The 15,527-nt window shown below is 69.4% G+C and carries 17 protein-coding genes; 8 read left to right on the forward strand and 9 right to left on the reverse strand.

Annotated features, from left to right (window positions below):
* Nucleotides 1–16: 16 nt before the first annotated feature.
* Nucleotides 17–607 carry a TetR/AcrR family transcriptional regulator gene (locus DMC61_RS31640; protein ID WP_125694277.1) on the forward strand — a complete coding sequence of 197 codons (591 nt, stop codon included), beginning with the start codon at nucleotides 17–19 and terminating at the stop codon, nucleotides 605–607.
* 51 nt (nucleotides 608–658) lie between these two features.
* On the opposite strand, the gene DMC61_RS31645 is transcribed toward DMC61_RS31640, so the two are convergent.
* The gene (locus tag DMC61_RS31645; RefSeq protein WP_016337507.1) at nucleotides 659–1,810 is read right to left on the reverse strand and encodes a citrate synthase 2; all 1,152 of its coding nucleotides are present in this window, start codon (nucleotides 1,808–1,810) and stop codon (nucleotides 659–661) included.
* A 291-nt stretch (nucleotides 1,811–2,101) separates the two neighbouring features.
* Here DMC61_RS31645 and DMC61_RS31650 point away from each other — a divergent pair, with 291 nt between their 5' ends.
* Genes DMC61_RS31650 through DMC61_RS31675 form a run of 6 tightly spaced genes read left to right on the forward strand, consistent with a single transcriptional unit; the run spans nucleotide 2,102 to nucleotide 6,503 of the window.
* Complete coding sequence (locus DMC61_RS31650; RefSeq protein WP_063274249.1) at nucleotides 2,102–2,404, forward strand: urease subunit gamma; 303 nt, start codon at nucleotides 2,102–2,104, stop codon at nucleotides 2,402–2,404.
* 12 nt (nucleotides 2,405–2,416) lie between these two features.
* Entirely contained in the window at nucleotides 2,417–2,710 is a 294-nt protein-coding gene (locus DMC61_RS31655) for an urease subunit beta (protein WP_125693807.1), read from the forward strand.
* Nucleotides 2,710–4,431: an urease subunit alpha gene (locus DMC61_RS31660; RefSeq protein WP_125693809.1), complete on the forward strand. Its 1,722-nt coding sequence runs from the start codon at nucleotides 2,710–2,712 to the stop codon at nucleotides 4,429–4,431. The genes DMC61_RS31655 and DMC61_RS31660 overlap by 1 nt, the downstream gene beginning before the upstream one ends.
* Nucleotides 4,431–5,105: an urease accessory protein UreF gene (locus tag DMC61_RS31665; RefSeq protein ID WP_125693811.1), complete on the forward strand. Its 675-nt coding sequence runs from the start codon at nucleotides 4,431–4,433 to the stop codon at nucleotides 5,103–5,105. The genes DMC61_RS31660 and DMC61_RS31665 overlap by 1 nt, the downstream gene beginning before the upstream one ends.
* Nucleotides 5,095–5,802, forward strand: coding sequence for an urease accessory protein UreG (gene ureG / locus DMC61_RS31670; RefSeq protein WP_037348019.1), 708 nt, complete (start codon nucleotides 5,095–5,097; stop codon nucleotides 5,800–5,802). The genes DMC61_RS31665 and ureG overlap by 11 nt, the downstream gene beginning before the upstream one ends.
* On the forward strand, nucleotides 5,799–6,503 hold the full coding sequence (locus DMC61_RS31675; RefSeq protein ID WP_125693813.1) for an urease accessory protein UreD: 705 nt from the start codon (nucleotides 5,799–5,801) through the stop codon (nucleotides 6,501–6,503). Before ureG ends, DMC61_RS31675 begins: the two co-directional genes overlap by 4 nt.
* A gap of 210 nt (nucleotides 6,504–6,713) precedes the next feature.
* Here DMC61_RS31675 and DMC61_RS31680 read toward each other — a convergent pair whose 3' ends face one another.
* Complete coding sequence (locus DMC61_RS31680; protein ID WP_125693815.1) at nucleotides 6,714–7,805, reverse strand: lipase family protein; 1,092 nt, start codon at nucleotides 7,803–7,805, stop codon at nucleotides 6,714–6,716.
* Nucleotides 7,806–7,896: 91 nt separating this feature from the next.
* On the opposite strand from DMC61_RS31680, the gene DMC61_RS31685 reads away from it, so the two are divergent.
* Nucleotides 7,897–8,517, forward strand: a complete 621-nt coding sequence (locus tag DMC61_RS31685; RefSeq protein WP_125693817.1) for a TetR/AcrR family transcriptional regulator — start codon at nucleotides 7,897–7,899, stop codon at nucleotides 8,515–8,517.
* 69 nt (nucleotides 8,518–8,586) lie between these two features.
* On the opposite strand, the gene DMC61_RS31690 is transcribed toward DMC61_RS31685, so the two are convergent.
* From DMC61_RS31690 to DMC61_RS31720, 7 genes are read right to left on the reverse strand one after another with little or no spacing between them, the layout of a single operon-like run.
* A complete protein-coding gene (locus DMC61_RS31690; RefSeq protein ID WP_038507950.1) occupies nucleotides 8,587–9,180 on the reverse strand; it encodes an ATP/GTP-binding protein in 594 nt (197 codons plus the stop codon).
* Nucleotides 9,158–9,538, reverse strand: a complete 381-nt coding sequence (locus DMC61_RS31695; RefSeq protein ID WP_016337497.1) for a DUF742 domain-containing protein — start codon at nucleotides 9,536–9,538, stop codon at nucleotides 9,158–9,160. Before DMC61_RS31695 ends, DMC61_RS31690 begins: the two co-directional genes overlap by 23 nt.
* Nucleotides 9,539–9,558: 20 nt before the next feature.
* Nucleotides 9,559–9,984, reverse strand: a complete 426-nt coding sequence (locus DMC61_RS31700; RefSeq protein ID WP_005156032.1) for a roadblock/LC7 domain-containing protein — start codon at nucleotides 9,982–9,984, stop codon at nucleotides 9,559–9,561.
* Nucleotides 9,981–12,608: a nitrate- and nitrite sensing domain-containing protein gene (locus DMC61_RS31705; protein WP_125694279.1), complete on the reverse strand. Its 2,628-nt coding sequence runs from the start codon at nucleotides 12,606–12,608 to the stop codon at nucleotides 9,981–9,983. Before DMC61_RS31705 ends, DMC61_RS31700 begins: the two co-directional genes overlap by 4 nt.
* Before the next feature lie 2 nt (nucleotides 12,609–12,610).
* Nucleotides 12,611–13,399: an ABC transporter ATP-binding protein gene (locus tag DMC61_RS31710; protein ID WP_016337495.1), complete on the reverse strand. Its 789-nt coding sequence runs from the start codon at nucleotides 13,397–13,399 to the stop codon at nucleotides 12,611–12,613.
* Nucleotides 13,396–14,349: an ABC transporter permease gene (locus tag DMC61_RS31715; protein WP_125693820.1), complete on the reverse strand. Its 954-nt coding sequence runs from the start codon at nucleotides 14,347–14,349 to the stop codon at nucleotides 13,396–13,398. Before DMC61_RS31715 ends, DMC61_RS31710 begins: the two co-directional genes overlap by 4 nt.
* Nucleotides 14,346–15,350 carry an ABC transporter substrate-binding protein gene (locus DMC61_RS31720; RefSeq protein ID WP_125693821.1) on the reverse strand — a complete coding sequence of 335 codons (1,005 nt, stop codon included), beginning with the start codon at nucleotides 15,348–15,350 and terminating at the stop codon, nucleotides 14,346–14,348. The genes DMC61_RS31715 and DMC61_RS31720 overlap by 4 nt, the downstream gene beginning before the upstream one ends.
* Nucleotides 15,351–15,527 lie beyond the last annotated feature (177 nt).

The raw sequence follows: 15,527 nt of genomic DNA on the forward strand, positions 1-15,527 counted from the left end.
CGGACGTCCGCGCCGGATGTCGCCGGAAGCGCGCCGAGAGGACCTCATCCGCGCCGCGCTGGACCTGTTCGGTTCGCGCGCGCCCGAACTCGTCACGGTCGACGACATCATCGCGCGCGCCGAGGTCTCCCGGCCGCTGTTCTACCGGTACTTCTCGAGCCTGCGGGAACTGCAGGTCGAGGCGCTGAGAACGGTCACCGAAGGGCTCATCGACGGCCTCGCCGGGCTTGAGGAAGGCCCGCCCGAAACCCGGCTGCGGGCCGCCGTACGCGGGCTGATCGACGTCGCCGACCACTACCGGGCGGGGTATGTCGCGCTGTTGCGCAGCGGTTCGGTGATCGCGACTTCGGAGACGGACGCGGCGATCGACGAGGTCCGCAACCGCGCCGTCGAGCTCATCCTCGGCGCGCTGGGAGTGTCGGAGCCCTCGCCTATGCTCCTGCTGACCTTGCGGTGCTGGACCGCGGTGGTGGAGGGCGCCCTGCTGAGCTGGCTGCAGGAGCGTTCCGTGCCGCGCGAGGCGCTGGACGGGTGGCTGGTCGATCAGCTGACCGCCATGCTCTCGGCGACCGCGGCGCACGATTCTTCGGTCCCGCAGATGCTATGAACGGTCCGTTCCTTGCAAATTTTGCAAGGAACGGACCGTTCATAGCGCGCGTCAGGACTGCTTGACCACCAGGTCCCAGCCTTCGACGTCTTCCGGCTTCCGCGGCTCCGGCCCGACGTACTTGGCCGACGGGCGCACGAGGCGGCCGGTCTTCTTCTGCTCCAGGATGTGCGCGGCCCAGCCCGCGGTGCGTGCCGAGCTGAACATCGCGGGCATCATGTGCGGCGGCACCTGGGCGAAGTCCAGGATCACGGCCGCCCAGAACTCGACGTTGGTCTCGATCGGGTGGTCCGGGCGCCGCTCGCGCAGCTCCTTCAGCGCCACCTGCTCCAGCTCCGCGGCCGCCTCGTAGCGCGACGCGCCGAGCTCCTGGCAGGTCCGGCGCAGCACACGCGCCCGCGGGTCCTCCGCGCGGTACACGCGGTGCCCGAAGCCCATCATCCGTTCCTTGCGGTCCAGGATGCCCTTCACCAGGCCGACCGCGTCACCGGTCTTCTCGACCTCTTCGATCATCGGCAGCACCCGCGCCGGCGCGCCGCCGTGCAGCGGGCCGGACATCGCGCCGATCGCGCCGGACAGCGCCGCGGCGACGTCGGCGCCGGTCGAGGCGATCACCCGGGCGGTGAAGGTCGAGGCGTTGAGACCGTGTTCGGCGGCCGAGACCCAGTAGGCGTCGATGGCCTTGACGTGGGCCGGGTCGGGCTCGCCGCGCCAGCGGACCATGAAGCGCTCGGTGATCGACTTCGCCTCGTCGACCCGGGTCTGCGGGACGGCGGGCTGCCCGATGCCGCGAGCGGACTGGGCGACGTACGAAAGCGCCATCACCGAGGCGCGGGCCAGCTGGTCGCGTGCCTCGTCGTCGGTGATGTCCAGCAGTGGCCGGTAGCCCCAGATGGGGGCGAGCATGGCCAGCGCGGCCTGGACGTCGACCCGGACGTCGCCGGTGTGCACCGGCAGCGGGAACGGCTCGGCGGGCGGTAGCCCATGGCCGAAGCGGCTGTCGACGAGAAGACCCCAGACGTCACCGAAGGTCACCTTGCCGGCGAGATCCTCGATGTCGACACCGCGATAACGCAGCGCGCCGCCGTCACGGTCGGGCTCGGCGATTTCGGTCTTGAAGGCGACCACGCCTTCGAGACCCGGTCGGAAACCGTCGTCGACCTGCTCGGACGGCTGATTGGTGCTGATCGTGGAGGTACTCACTGTGGTGAAACCTTTCGATGCGCATTCCCCGGCTTTGTGTTCATGCGTGGACGGGATACACGCAGCGAAGGCGCGCCTCATCGCACGGATGGACAAACTTTGCTCCACGTCGCGGCCCGGGGCAATCGAAAGATGTGGTGCTTTCGGTCACGATTACGAGAACGATTCAGTGAAAAGTACGTTCGTACGCGAAGAGTTACGGCGACGTTCACTTTGCGTGTACCGGGCGCCGACGTAAATCCTGTGTTTCGAGAACCGGCGGCGGGCCGTTTCCGGTGATAGACCTTTCCCATGCACCTGAGCCCCCAGGAGCGGGACAAACTGCTCATCCACGTCGCGGCGGACGTAGCTCGCAAACGCCTGGAGCGCGGGGTCCTGCTGAACTACCCCGAGGCGGTCGCCCTGATCACCGACCACGTCCTCGAAGGCGCTCGCGACGGCCGGACGGTGAGCGAACTCGTCGCGAGCGGGCGGACGGTGCTCGGCCGGGCGCAGGTGCTGGACGGAGTGCCGGAGATGGTCGATTCCGTGCAGGTCGAAGCCACTTTCCCGGACGGCACGAAGCTCGTCACCGTGCACGACCCGATCGTCTAGAAAGGGCCGCGAGTGCGACCAGGAGAGATCATCACCGGCGACGCGCCGGTCGAGCTGAACCCGGGCAGGCCGCGCGTCCGGCTGCTGGTGCGGAACCTCGGCGACCGGCCCGTCCAGGTCGGTTCGCACTACCATTTCGCGGCGGTCAATCCAGGACTCGAATTCGACCGCGAAGCCGCCCGGGGACATCGGCTCGACGTGCCCGCGGGAACTTCCGTCCGTTTCGAACCGGGGGTCGAACGCGAAGTCGACCTCGTCCCGCTGGCCGGGAATCGCTCGGTGCCCGGACTGCGGAAGGAGTCCTGATGCCGTCGATCGATCGCGAGCGGTACGCCGAACTGTTCGGCCCGACCACCGGCGACCGGATCCGCCTCGCCGACACCGATCTGCTCATCGAGGTCACCGAAGACCGCAGCATGGGGCCGGTGGGCAGCGGCGACGAGGTGCTGTTCGGCGGCGGCAAGGTGATCCGCGAATCCATGGGCCAGGGGATGGCGACCCGGGCCGAAGGCGCGCCCGACCTGATCATCACCGGCGCGGTGATCCTCGACCACTGGGGGATCGTCAAGGCCGACGTCGGTGTCCGCGACGGCCGGATCGTCGGCATCGGCAAGGCGGGCAACCCGGACACGATGGACGGGGTCGACCCGGCGCTGGTCGTCGGACCGTCCACGGAGGTGCTGTCCGGCAACGGGAAGATCCTCACCGCGGGCGGCATCGACTGCCACGTCCACTTCATCTGCCCGCAGCTGACCGAAACCGCGCTGGCGTCCGGGCTCACCACGCTCGTCGGCGGCGGGACCGGGCCGGTCGAGGGCAGCAAGGCCACCACCGTCACACCGGGCGCGTGGAACCTCGGCCGGATGCTGCAGGCGATGGACGGCCAGCCGGTCAACGTCCTGTTGCTGGGCAAGGGGAACACCGTCCGGCACGAGGCGCTGCGCGAACAGCTCGCCGCCGGAGCGGGCGGGTTCAAACTGCACGAGGACTGGGGCAGCACCCCGGCCGCGATCGACGCCTGCCTGACCGTGGCGGGCGAATCCGGTGTCCAGGTGGCGATCCACACCGACACGCTGAACGAAGCGGGCTTCCTGGAGTCCACTGTGGACGCCATCGGCGGCCGGTCGATCAACGCGTACCACACCGAAGGCGCGGGCGGCGGGCACGCGCCGGACATCATCCAGGTCGCCGGGCTGCCCAACATCCTGCCGTCGTCGACGAACCCGACGCGCCCGCACACCGCGAACACCCTCGACGAACACCTCGACATGCTCGTCGTCTGCCATCACCTGAACCCGTCCGTGCCCGAGGACCTGGCGTTCGCCGAAAGCCGGATCCGGCCGACGACCATCGCCGCCGAGGACGTCCTGCACGACCTCGGCGCGATTTCGATGATGAGCTCGGATTCGCAGGCGATGGGCCGCATCGGCGAAGTGATCATCCGGACCTGGCAGACCGCGCACGTCATGAAACGGCGGCGTGGCGCGCTTGCCGGCGACGGCGCGGCCGACAACCTGCGGGCCCGTCGCTATGTCGCCAAATACACGATCAACCCCGCGATCGCGCACGGCATGGAGCGCGAGATCGGCTCGGTGGAGATCGGGAAACTCGCCGATCTCGTGCTCTGGGAGCCGAAGTTCTTCGGCGTGCGGCCGCATGTGGTGCTCAAGGGCGGATTCCCGGCGTGGGCGGCGATGGGTGACGCGAACGCGTCCATCCCGACACCGCAGCCGGTGCTCGCCCGGCCGATGTTCGGCGCCGCGCCGGTGGTCGCCGCCGCGAGCAGCTTCCATTTCGTGGCCCCGGAAGCGCTGGAAAGCGGCGTGGCGGAGCGGTTCGGCATCGCGCGGAAGCTCGTGCCGGTCTCGAACACCCGGTCCCGGGGCAAGGCCGACATGGTGCTCAACGACGCGACGCCGGACATCCGGGTGGAGCCGGACAGTTTCGCCGTGCACGTCGACGGCGAGCTGATCGAGCCGCGGCCGGTGACCGAACTGCCCATGACGCAGCGGTACTTCTTGTTCTGATGGATCTTTCAGCGATCATCTTGGCCGACTCCCGGTTCCCTGGGGGCGGGCACGTCCACTCCGGCGGGCTCGAAGAAGCCGTCACCCGGAAGCTGATCACGCACGAACGTGACCTTCCGGGCTTTCTCGCCGGGCGCTTGCGCACGGCGGGTGCGCTGGCCGCGGTGTTCGCCGCCGCGTCGGCGCACGCGGCCGCGCGTAATGTCCGAAGTGGACACTGGTGCAGGCTCGACCTGGAACTGGACGCCAGGACGCCTTCGCTCGCGCAGCGGGAGGCGTCCCGGGCCCAGGGGCGGGGGACGGCCAGGGCGGGAAAGGCGGCCTGGCCGTCGCCGGTGCTTTCCCAGCTGCTGAAGGAAACCCCGCGACCGCATCATCCGGTGATCGTCGGCGCGCTGATCGGGGTGCCCTTCGACGCCGCGATGGCGGTGGCCTACCTCGCGATCAGCGGTCCGGCGAGCGCGGCCGTACGGCTGCTCGGCCTCGACCCGTTCGCCGTCAACGCCGTCGTGGCCCGCCTCGCGGAGGAGGTCCGGGAGGTTTCCCGGCGGGCCGCCGAGGTCGCGGGCGACGATCCCGCCGATCTCCCGGCGCCGGGTTCACCGGCGCTCGATCTGTTCGCCGAGGCACACGCCCGGCATCACAAGGAAGAGGTGCGTCTCTTTGCCAGCTGAGCATGGTCACGGTCACGGACATGTGCACCCGGTCAACTTCGACCCGACCGCCGCGGAACCCGACCACTACGAGCAGGCGCCGACCGCCGGGCGCGCGTACCGGATCGGGATCGGCGGGCCGGTGGGAAGCGGGAAGACCGCGCTCACCGCGGCGCTGTGCCGGGCGCTCGGCGACGAGGTGAACCTCGCCGTCGTCACCAACGACATCTACACCACCGAAGACGCCGACTTCCTGCGCAAGGCCGGGGTGCTCGACCCGGAGCGGATCGAGGCCGTGCAGACCGGCGCGTGCCCGCACACCGCGATCCGTGACGACATCACCGCGAATCTCGACGCGGTCGAGCGGCTGGAGGAGCGGTTCCCCGGGCTGGACCTGGTGATCATCGAGAGCGGCGGGGACAACCTCACCGCCGTGTTCAGCCGGGGACTCGCCGACAGCCAGGTGTTCGTGGTCGACGTCGCCGGTGGCGACAAGGTGCCGCGCAAGGGCGGGCCGGGCGTGACGACGGCGGATCTGCTGGTGATCAACAAGATCGACATCGCGCATCTGGTCGGGGCGGACATGGACGTGATGACCTCGGACGCGCACCGGATGCGGGGTGAGCTGCCGGTGATCACCCAGTCCCTTGTGGACACTCCGAACGCGCCGGCGGTGGCGGACTGGGTCCGCTCGCTGCTCCCGGTCCGCGCGGGGTGAAGGCGCACGCGCGGCTGACCGCCTGCTTCGAGGGCGGCCGGACCGTACTGCGTGAGCTGCGCTCGATGGCGCCGCTCACGCTCCTTCCCAAGCGGGGCACCGGTGCGACGGCGGTGGTGCATCTGGTCAATTCGGCGACGTCGCCGCTGGGCGGCGACGAGCTGAAGCTGACCATCCGCGTCGGTGCCGGTGCTTCGCTGCGGCTTTCCGGGGTGGCGGCGACGATCGCGCTGCCCGGCTTGCACGGTGAAGGAAGTTCGTCCCTTGTGGACATCGTCGTGGACGACGGTGGGTCTTTGGAGTACCTGCCGGAGCCGACCGTGGTGACCGCCCGCGCCCGGCACGCCGCCGTGTTCCGGGCCTCGTTGGCGCCCGGCGCCTTCCTGCACACGCGAGAGGTGCTGGTGCTCGGGCGGGCGGGTGAACGGCCTGGTTCTCTGGTGACGACGCAGCAGGTGACCCGGGGTTCCGTGCCGGTGCTGCGGCAGACGCTGGAGATCGGTGACTCCACTTTGGACGCCAGTCTCGCGCATCTGGCCGGGCGACGGGTGCTGGCGACCGATCTGGTCGTCGGTGGTCCCGTGGTGCCCGAGGCTTCCGGTGAGTGGTGGTCGCGTACGCCTTTGGCCGCCGGTGGGACGCTCACGACTTCCTTGGCACCGGATGCGGTGACCGCGCTACGGGTGTTCGACGAGTCCTAAGTCGCCGGCTGGACGACACACGTGATCAGACGGACGACACACGTGATCAAACGGACGACACTCGGTAAGACCCGGTCTCGGACGCGGCGTCTCTCTGATCACGCGTGTCGTCCGCTGGTGGGGTTCGTAGGGCGGCGGGAAGCATTGCGAAAGCCACTTTCACAACCTTCAAGGTTGCGAAAGTGGCTTTCGCATCATCCCCGACTCCCGTCAGAACTTCGTGCCCAGCCAGGTCATCGCGACCGGCCCGCCCGCCGACACCCCGCCGATGTGTTCCAGCAGCGGGAATTCCTGCCAGGTGACGTCGGCGCCGAGGGCGCGGTAGCGGTCGAGCAGGCCCTTGCCGACCGAAAGCGGGATCAGTTCGTCCAGCGACGCGTGGTACAGGAAGACCGGCGCGCCCGGTTTGGTCTTGCCCGCGAGGTTCTCGCCGAGCCGGGCCTGCCAGCGCGGGTCCGACGAAACGTTCGGCACGGTCGTGAAGTCGTTCAGCCGCGCGAAAGGCGCAGCCGCGCCGAGTTCGACGGTGCACGCTTCCTTGACCTTCGCGACGGCCCGCTCGCCCTTCGCGTTGAGCACCTCGGTGAACGGCAGTTCCGGATACGCGGTCGCGTAGCCGACGGCGGCACCGAGCACCAGACCGAAGGCGGGACCGCCGTCGTTGAACTTCAGGACGGCGTTCAGATCCGCCGGCACGCCGCCTTCCGCGACCCCGACCAGGTTGACGTCGGGTGCGTAGGACGGTTGCAGTTCGCCGGCGAACGCCGCGGCCTGGCCTCCTTGTGAGTAACCGAAAACGCCGACCGGACCGGTCTTGGACAGGCCGGCTTCGGGGACACGGGAAGCGGCACGGGCGGCGTCGAGGACGGCCCGGCCCTCGGACTGGCCGACGGCGTAGGTGTGCGTGCCCGGGGTGCCGAGGCCTTCGTAGTCGGTCACGACGACCGCCCAGCCGCGCGAAAGCGCTTGGCTCATCAGAAGGACTTCGTTCTCAGACCCGTTCGTCAGCCGGGTCGACGGCGCGCAGCGGTCGCCGAGGCCGTGAGTACCGACGGCGTAGCTGACCAGCGGCCGCGCTCCCTTCGTCCATGGCGTGTGCGGGACCAGCAGGATGCCCGACACCGTGTTCGGCTGTCCCGTCGCCGAGGTGGAGCGGTAGTGGAGTTTCCAGGCCTTCGCCGGGGCGGTGGCGACGACCGGTTTGTAGTCGACCAGGTCCCCGGGCGCGCTCGGCGCGGCTTGCGCGGCGGGCGCGCCGATCAGGGTGGCTGCGAGGGCCGAGACCAGAACTGTCCGAAGCACCGTTGCCTCCAGTTTGGTAATCGAGATTTTCGCAATGTAGGCGCTGTTGCTAGCATCTGGCAATCCCTGTTACCGAATCGGGGGAGGTCGAGTGGCCCGCACCTACGGCGGGGTCGCGCCCGAGCAACGGCGCGCCGAACGGCGTGAACGCCTGCTCCTGGCGGCCCTGGACCTGTTCACCTCGACGGGCTACCAGCACGCGAAGATCACCGAGTTGTGCACCCGCGCCGGCGTCTCCACGCGGAACTTCTACGAGGAGTTCGAGAGCAAGGAGAAGGTGCTGCTCACCCTGCACGAGCGCATCAACGCCCTCGCGCTGGAACACGTCACCGGCACCCTCGAACGGCTGGACGACGCCGACGCGGTCACCCGGATCGGGACGCTGCTGGACGTCTTCGTCAGCACGGTCACCTCGGATCCCCGGATGCCGCGGCTGAACTACGTCGAGGCGGTCGGTGTCAGCGCAGCCTTGGAGGCGCAGCACCAGGAATGGGTCGACCGGTGGGCCGCGTTCATCGAAGCCGAGGCCCGGCACGCCGCCGCGCACGGGGTGGCGCCCGATCGCGACTACCACCTGACGGCGATCGCGCTCGTCGGCGCGGCGACCGGCCTGCTGCGCGAGTGGCAGGCGCACACCCCGCCGCTGCCGGTCGCCGACGTCGCCGCCGAACTCCGGGCCCTGATGCTGGCCGCGATCACCCGGCCCGGCTGACGCCCCGCATTTCGTCCTCTGAATGCGGTCCTTGCACGCGCAAGTACCGCATTCAGAGGACGAAATGCGTCAGGAGGCGGCGGAGGCCCGCCGGAAGGTGTTGTGCAGCACGGCGAGCAGGGCGTCCCGCACGGAGAGGCGTTGCCGCGCGTCAAAGGTGATCAGCGGGACGTCCTCGCTCACCGCGAGCGCCCAGCGCACGTCTTCGAGATCGTGTTTGAGCGAGCCGTCGAAGACGTTCACCCCGACCACGAACGGCAATCCGGCCTTCTCGAAGTAGTCGACGGCCGGGTAGCAGTCGTCGAGCCGCCGGGTGTCGACGATGACGAGCGCGCCGAGCGCGCCCAGCACGAGGTCGTGCCACATGAACCCGAACCGGTCCTGCCCCGGCGTGCCGAAGAGGTACAGCTTCACCTCTTCGTCGATGGTGATGCAGCCGAAGTCCAGCGCCACCGTGGTGGTGGTCTTCGACGGCACCTCCCCGCCGGAGCCGTCGACGGCCGCGCCCGCCGAGGTCATGGCCGCCTCGGTGGTCAGCGGTTTGATCTCGGAGATCGCGCCGACGGTGGTCGTCTTGCCGACCCCGAACCCGCCGGCGATGACGATCTTGACCGGTGTCGGCGGTTTGGCCGACGCCGGTTCAGCGAATTGCTTCGAGTCCACGAATGACCCTTTCGATCATGCCGAGGTCCTGGGTGAAGGCTCCCGCCGGGCGACGGAGCACGACGTAGCCGAGCGCGGCGAGATCCGCCACGAGCACCCTGGCCACGCCGATGTGCAGGCCGAGCATCGCCGCCACTTCGGCGACGGATTTCGTTTCCCGGCAAAGGGAAACGATCTCCCGCCGTTCGAAGGTCAGCCTCGCGTGCGACGCCGCGCCCAGCCTGCTCGTGAGCACCTGAGCCTCGATTTCGAGCGTGCCGTCCACCGGCTGCGCGCGGCCGGCGGTGAGCAGATACGGGCGTAGCGGCGAGATGCCCTGTCCGGCGCCTCGCGGCTGGGGTACCTGATCGTCGCTCATTCCCTTGTCCCCTCGTCAGTTCAGCTGCCGACGCTCTTCTTGAGTTCCTCGATCAGCGCGGGGGTGAGCACCTCGGTGGCCCGGTTGGCGAACATCGCCATCTCGTAGGCGATCGTGCCGAGACTGGCCTGTTTGGTGGCGAGCACGCCGAGCGAACAGCCGATGCTGATCGTGCAGACCAGCAGGTAGCCCTGCTCCAGCTCGATGATGATCTTGTCGGGCGAACCGAGCGGGTGGCTCTCGGAGACTCCGTGCGCGAGGCCGAGCATCGCCGAGCAGATCGCGGCCAGCCGGTCGGCGTTGGCCCGTTCCAGCTCGGACGACATCGCGATCAGCAGGCCGTCGGCCGAGACGGCGATCGCACCCATCGCGCTCGCCGTGTTCTGTGCGAAGCGCGTCACCAACCAGTTGAAGTTCCGGGCTTCGACGCTGACTCCGGTCGTCATCTCTTGCTCTTCTCTCTCTGTTGCATCTCCGGGTTGACGGCTTTCTCCAACCCGTCACTGAAGGCGTCGAACGCGGCACGCTCGGCCTCGGGGTCACGCATGCCCTTGGGCTTGGTGGTGTTCAGTGCCGCCCGCGCGGTCTGGTGCCGCGCGGCCGGACCTTTCGCCAGTCCCGGCGCCAGTTGCGCGCCGGGGACCCGCCTGGTGAGACCGCCGCGGGAAGCGGCGGGCACCGGTGTCGGGGTCGGCATCGGCGCCGGGGCGGCGGCCGGTGGTGGTGGTGGTGACGCGGTGGCCTTCGCGAGTCCGGCCTCGAACCCGTCGAAGGCCGCTTTGGCCGCTTCTGGATCATGCCTGGACTTCTGCCGCGCCGGCGCTTCGGGGGCACCGGGAAGCTGCGCGCCCTTGACCCGCCGCCGCAGCCCGCCGCGGGTCTCGCCGGGTTCGGCGGCGGTGAGCGTCGGCGCAGGAGCCTGATACACGGGTTCGGGCACCGGCACCGGCAGGGGTGGTGGTTCCAAGATCTCTCCGTCGGTCTTGCGGAACCACCGGAAATCCTTGGGCTGCCTGCCGTCGCGCGGGATCATCCCGGCGATCGCCAGTGTCGGCGGTTCGCTCGGAGCCGCCTTCAGCCGCGGCTCGGGCAGCGACGGCGGTTCGGGCTCGTCACCCGGTTCCGCCGTCGGCCACACCGGCGGCGCCGGGGCGGATTTCGGCGCGGGCGGCCGGTAGGTCAGCAGATTCGGCGGGACGGTGAGCCGCGCGGTGATCCCCGCGCCCGGCTCGGTCTCGGTCAGCTCGACCTTGAGCCCGTGCCGCCGCGCGAGCCGTCCGACCACGAACAGCCCGAGCACACTGGTCGGCGCCAGTTCGAGCCGCTCGCGTTCGACCAGCCGCCGGTTCTCCTCGGCGAGCCGTTCGGCGGTCATGCCGATGCCCTGGTCCACGATCACGATCAGGCAGGAGCCGTCGGGCAGGATCTTCGTGCCGACGTCCACAAAGGACTCCGGCGGGGAGAACGACGTCGCGTTCTCCAGCAGCTCGGCGAAGATCAGCACCAGATCGGAGCCGAACGGCGACGACAGCAGGACGTCGCCCATCGAGCCGAGCCGCACCCGCTGGTAGTCCTCGATCTCCGCGAGCGCCGAACGCAGCGCGGTCGAGAGTTCGATCGGCCCGGAGATCCTTGCCTCGTCCCGGTTTCCCGAGACGACGAGCAGGTTGTCCGCGTTCCGGCGCAGGCGGGTGGAGAGGTGGTCGAGCCGGTAGAGGCTCGCCAGCAGGGCGACGTCCTGCTCGTTGCGCTCCAGCTCGTCGACCAGCGCCAGCTGCCTGCCCACCAGGTTCTGCGTGCGCTTCGCGACGTTGGCGAACATGAGGCCGACGTTGCGCCGCGTGACGGCCTGCCGTTCCACCAGTTCGGCCGCGGTGGCCTGCACCCGGTTGAACGCCTCGGCCAGCTTGCCGAGCTCGTCCTGCGAGGACACGTCGATCGTGGCCAGCCGTGGCGCGAGTTCTTCGTCCTGCTCGGTGTCGGTGACGCGGACGAGTTCGGTGCTCGCGAGGTCCGCGACCGACGTCGCCGCCGTGGTCAGCTTCCGCAGCGGATCGGCGATCGACCGGCTGACCGCGATCGCGAGGCCACCGACCAGCAGGAACAGCACCCCGGCGCCGACACCGATCGTCCACGCCAGGTTCTGCGCCGCGTCCGCTCGCGCGGTCGCCGCGTCGGTGATGCCGGTGGTGACGGCGTCCTGCGCGAGGCGCCGCTGGTTCGACTGGGCGTCGACGGCGCCGAGGATGTCCGGCAACAGGCTCTGCACGGCCTGCGGACCGCGAGCTTCGGGGATCCTGGCCTCCAGCGCGTCGACCCGGCGGCCCGTGTCGCCCTGCTCGACCGCGACGACCTGCGTGGCCTGGGTGACGTCGGCCTGCTGCACGAACCGTTCGAGGAACAGCGAAGACTGCTGCTTCGCGTCGGCCAGCACCGGCGCGCCCGATTCGGGGGTGATCAGCACGATGATCAACGCCATCCCGCGCAACGAGTTCTCCTCGTTCGCGCGCAGCAGGGCGTCGAGCGCCGTCAGCTGCTGGGTGCCCGCCGCGTCACTGGTCTGCTGCGGGACTAGGCGGAGCGCGTTGATGACCGCGTCGATCACCGCGTGGTACGTCCGCGCCACGCTGTCGAGTGAGGCACCGCGCCGCAGCGCGTTCTCCCGGATCTCGTTCAGCGACCCGATGCGCACCAGCGCCGCCGCGAGTTCTTCCGGCGCGTCGGCGCTCAGCCCCGCCCGCACCTGGTTCACCGTTTCCGCGACCACGCCCTGTTGCTTCAGCATCGCCGAACTGCTCGCCGACGTGGACGCGATGTAGTGCGCCGTCAGCAGCCGCTCGCGCTGCAGTTCCCAGGCGAGCGTGCCGAGCGCGCGGGCCTGCGACGCGACGTCGGCGGTGGTGCGGGCGGACCGGGCGTCGTCGATCTCCCCGGCGACGTAAGGCACCGACACCAGGACGACGGCGGTCAGCGGCAGCATCAGGAGCAGGTTGAGCTTGCCCCGGATGCCGAGTCTGCCCAGCAGTCCGGATCGCGACCCGCGGTCCGGCCGGGTCTTCCCGTGCCTCATGGTCACCTTTCTCCCCGGCTCCGCCCGAGATGTCCGCGGTGCTGTTCCCGGACGAGGTCTTCGATGGACGCGCGCAACGAGACGAACTCGGGCGTGCGTTTGATCCCCAGGTCGCGTTCACCGGGCAGGTCGACCGCGATGTCCGCGGCCACCCGGCCCGGATCCGAGGCCAGCACCACGACGCGCCCGCCGAGGAACACGGCCTCCTCGACGTCGTGGGTCACCATCAGCACGGTGGTGTGCGTGTCGGTCCAGATCCGGCGGATCAGCACCTGCATGTCCTCTTTGGTCTGGACGTCCAGCGCGCCGAAGGGCTCGTCCAGCAGCAGCACGTCGGGCTCGCACACCAGCGCCCGCGCGATCGCGACCCGCTGCTTCTGCCCGCCGGAAAGCTGTTTGGGCAACGACTTGCGCAGATGATCGAGCCCGGTCTCTTCGAGATACCAGTCGATCCGGCGCGCCCGCTCGGCCTTGTCGAGGCTCAGCAGTTCGAGCCCGAACGCGACATTGCCCTCCACCGTGCGCCACGGGTACAGCGCGCCGTGCTGGAACACCAGCCCACGCTCCGGGCCCGGCCCGGTCACCGCGTCACCGTCGAGGGTGATGAGGCCTTCGGTCGGTTCGGTCAGCCCGGCGATCAGCGACAGCAGGGTCGATTTGCCGGACCCGCTCGCGCCGACCACGCAGACGAAGTCGCCGCGCGCGATGTCGAGGTCGATCCCGTCGAGGGCCCGGGTGGTCTTGCCGCGGACCGTGTAGTCCTTGGCGACCGCTTTCAGCTGAAGCGTCATGCCGCCCACTTCCCGACTCTGGCCCGCAGGAGCCGCAGCGCGATGTCGATGACCAGTCCGAGCAGGCCGATCACGATCAGCAGCGCGAAGATCCGGTCGGTCTGGGTGAACCGCTGCGCCCGCATGATCCGCAGGCCGAGCCCGGCGGTGGCGTTGATCAGTTCGGCGACCACCACGAAGTTCCACGCGGCCGCCGCGTTGACGCGGGTCGCGTCGATCATGCCGGGCAGCGCGTGCGGGACGATCACCTTGCGCAGCACCTCGCCGCGCCGCGCGCCGAGCGTGTAGGACACGTCGAGCAGCGAACGCGGCACCCCGCGGACGGCGTCGGCGATCATCAGCGTGTTGAAGAAGACCGTGCCGAGGAACAGCACCGCCACCTTCGACGGCTCGCCGAGGCCGAGCCAGATCATCAGCAGCGGGATGAACGCGCTCGCCGGCAGATAACGCAGCATCGCGATGACCGGCTCGAACAGCGCCAGCCCCGCGTCGAACGTCCCCATCACGATGCCGAGCGGCACCGAGACGAGGATCGCGAGCCCGAAGCCGAGCAGCACCCGCTGGGTGGTGGCCCAGAGGTCGCTGAACAGTTCACCCGACTCGATCATCTTCACCAGCGCGTCGAACACCGCGACCGGCGTCGGCAGGAACATCGGCTTGATCGTGCCGAGCGCGTTCAGCGTCACCCAGATCAGCAGCGGGACGACGAACGAGGCCACCGCCAGCGTCCACCGCCACCGCGCGGGGATCGGCGTCCGGAGCGAGAACAACGGGGAGGCGTTCGGCTTGAGGCCCGCCCGGCGGGGCAGCGGCGACCAGTCCGGTCGCGCGCCGCGCCGCTCTTCCTGCGCCTCGGCGAGCCGCTGCTCGTCTTCGAGACGGCGTGCCTCGGCCTCGTCAGCGGCGTCCGTCCGCTGAGCGGCCCGCCCCGACGCGTCCGTGGCGCTCACTTCACCGCCTTGACGTACTGGTCGTCGAACAGCCCGTCGAAGTTCGGCCTGCTCTGCGCGAGGCCGTTGGAGACGATGAAGTCGGCGATCTTGCCGGCCTGGAAGTTCAGGTGGGCCGGGGTGACGCCGGGGGTGAACGCGTCGAGGTTCTGCTGCTTGGTGAAGATCGTGGTGCCCGCGTCGTAGGACTTGTACTCGTCGATCGACACCGCGCCGCGTTTCGCCATGATCTTCACGGCCTCTTCGCGGTTCTGCTTGATCCAGTCGATGGTCTCGAACCACGTGTTCACCAGCGCCTGGACCTCCTTCTTGCGCTCCTTCGACATCTGCTCGGAGACGACGAGGTGGTCCGGGATGGCGCCGGGGAACTCGGCCGACGTCGCGATCGCGCGGCTGCCGGGGCGTTCGAGCGCCTTCGAGGTGAAGGGGGCGAAGGCGGCGACGGCGTCGACCTGCTCGCCGACGAACGCGGCCGCGGCGGCGTCGGTCAGCAGCGGGACGATTTCGACGTCCTTCTCGGTCAGCTTCGCCTCCTGCAGCGCGAGCAGCAGCAGGTAGTGGTCGACGGTGCCCTGCTCGACGGCGATCTTCTTGCCCTTGAGGTCGGCGACGCCGGTGATGCCCTGGCGGGCGATGATCTTGTCGTTGCCGGTCGAGTTGTCGTTGACCAGCACCACCGACAGCTTCGCGCCACCGCTGACCGAGGCGAGGGTGTCGTTCAGGGTCTGGCTGTTGGCGTCGATCGCGCCCGAGGAGAGGGCGTTGATGCTTTCGGTGTAGCTGTCGAACCACTTCAGGTCGACGTTCACGCCGTTCTTCTCGAAGAGGCCCTTCTCCTGGGCCACCGCCCACGGGAACCACCCCGGCCAGGCGCTGTAACCGATGGTGACCTTGGTGCCGGAAGCGGCCGTGCTGTCGGAACAAGCCGAAAGGGCGGTCACGCCCGCCAGCGAAAGGGCGCACAACAACGCCGTCAGCAGACGGCGGGAACGGGAAATCACAACGCACTCCTGGGGAAGGGGAGTAACTCGGGCGTGGAAAGTTCCGGCTGTTCGAGCGCAGGACTGATCGACCGGTGTCGGACTCCCTCCCGGAAGCCCGGCCGGCAATGGCGGATGGTGCGGCCGCACACCCGGCCGTCCCGTCCAAACCTCTGAACATATTGGATAGAGGTGATC

It is taken from the genome of Amycolatopsis sp. WAC 04169, from assembly GCF_003947535.1.
Lineage (GTDB): Bacteria > Actinomycetota > Actinomycetes > Mycobacteriales > Pseudonocardiaceae > Amycolatopsis > Amycolatopsis keratiniphila.

Coding starts and splice junctions, on each gene's coding strand:
- DMC61_RS31660 (WP_125693809.1), top strand. CDS start 2,710: ATGCCGTCGATCGATCGCGAGCGGTACGCCGAACTGTTCGGCCCGACC.
- DMC61_RS31705 (WP_125694279.1), bottom strand. CDS start 12,608: ATGAGGCACGGGAAGACCCGGCCGGACCGCGGGTCGCGATCCGGACTG.
- DMC61_RS31710 (WP_016337495.1), bottom strand. CDS start 13,399: ATGACGCTTCAGCTGAAAGCGGTCGCCAAGGACTACACGGTCCGCGGC.
- DMC61_RS31700 (WP_005156032.1), bottom strand. CDS start 9,984: ATGACGACCGGAGTCAGCGTCGAAGCCCGGAACTTCAACTGGTTGGTG.
- DMC61_RS31650 (WP_063274249.1), top strand. CDS start 2,102: ATGCACCTGAGCCCCCAGGAGCGGGACAAACTGCTCATCCACGTCGCG.
- DMC61_RS31695 (WP_016337497.1), bottom strand. CDS start 9,538: ATGAGCGACGATCAGGTACCCCAGCCGCGAGGCGCCGGACAGGGCATC.
- DMC61_RS31640 (WP_125694277.1), top strand. CDS start 17: ATGTCGCCGGAAGCGCGCCGAGAGGACCTCATCCGCGCCGCGCTGGAC.
- DMC61_RS31665 (WP_125693811.1), top strand. CDS start 4,431: ATGGATCTTTCAGCGATCATCTTGGCCGACTCCCGGTTCCCTGGGGGC.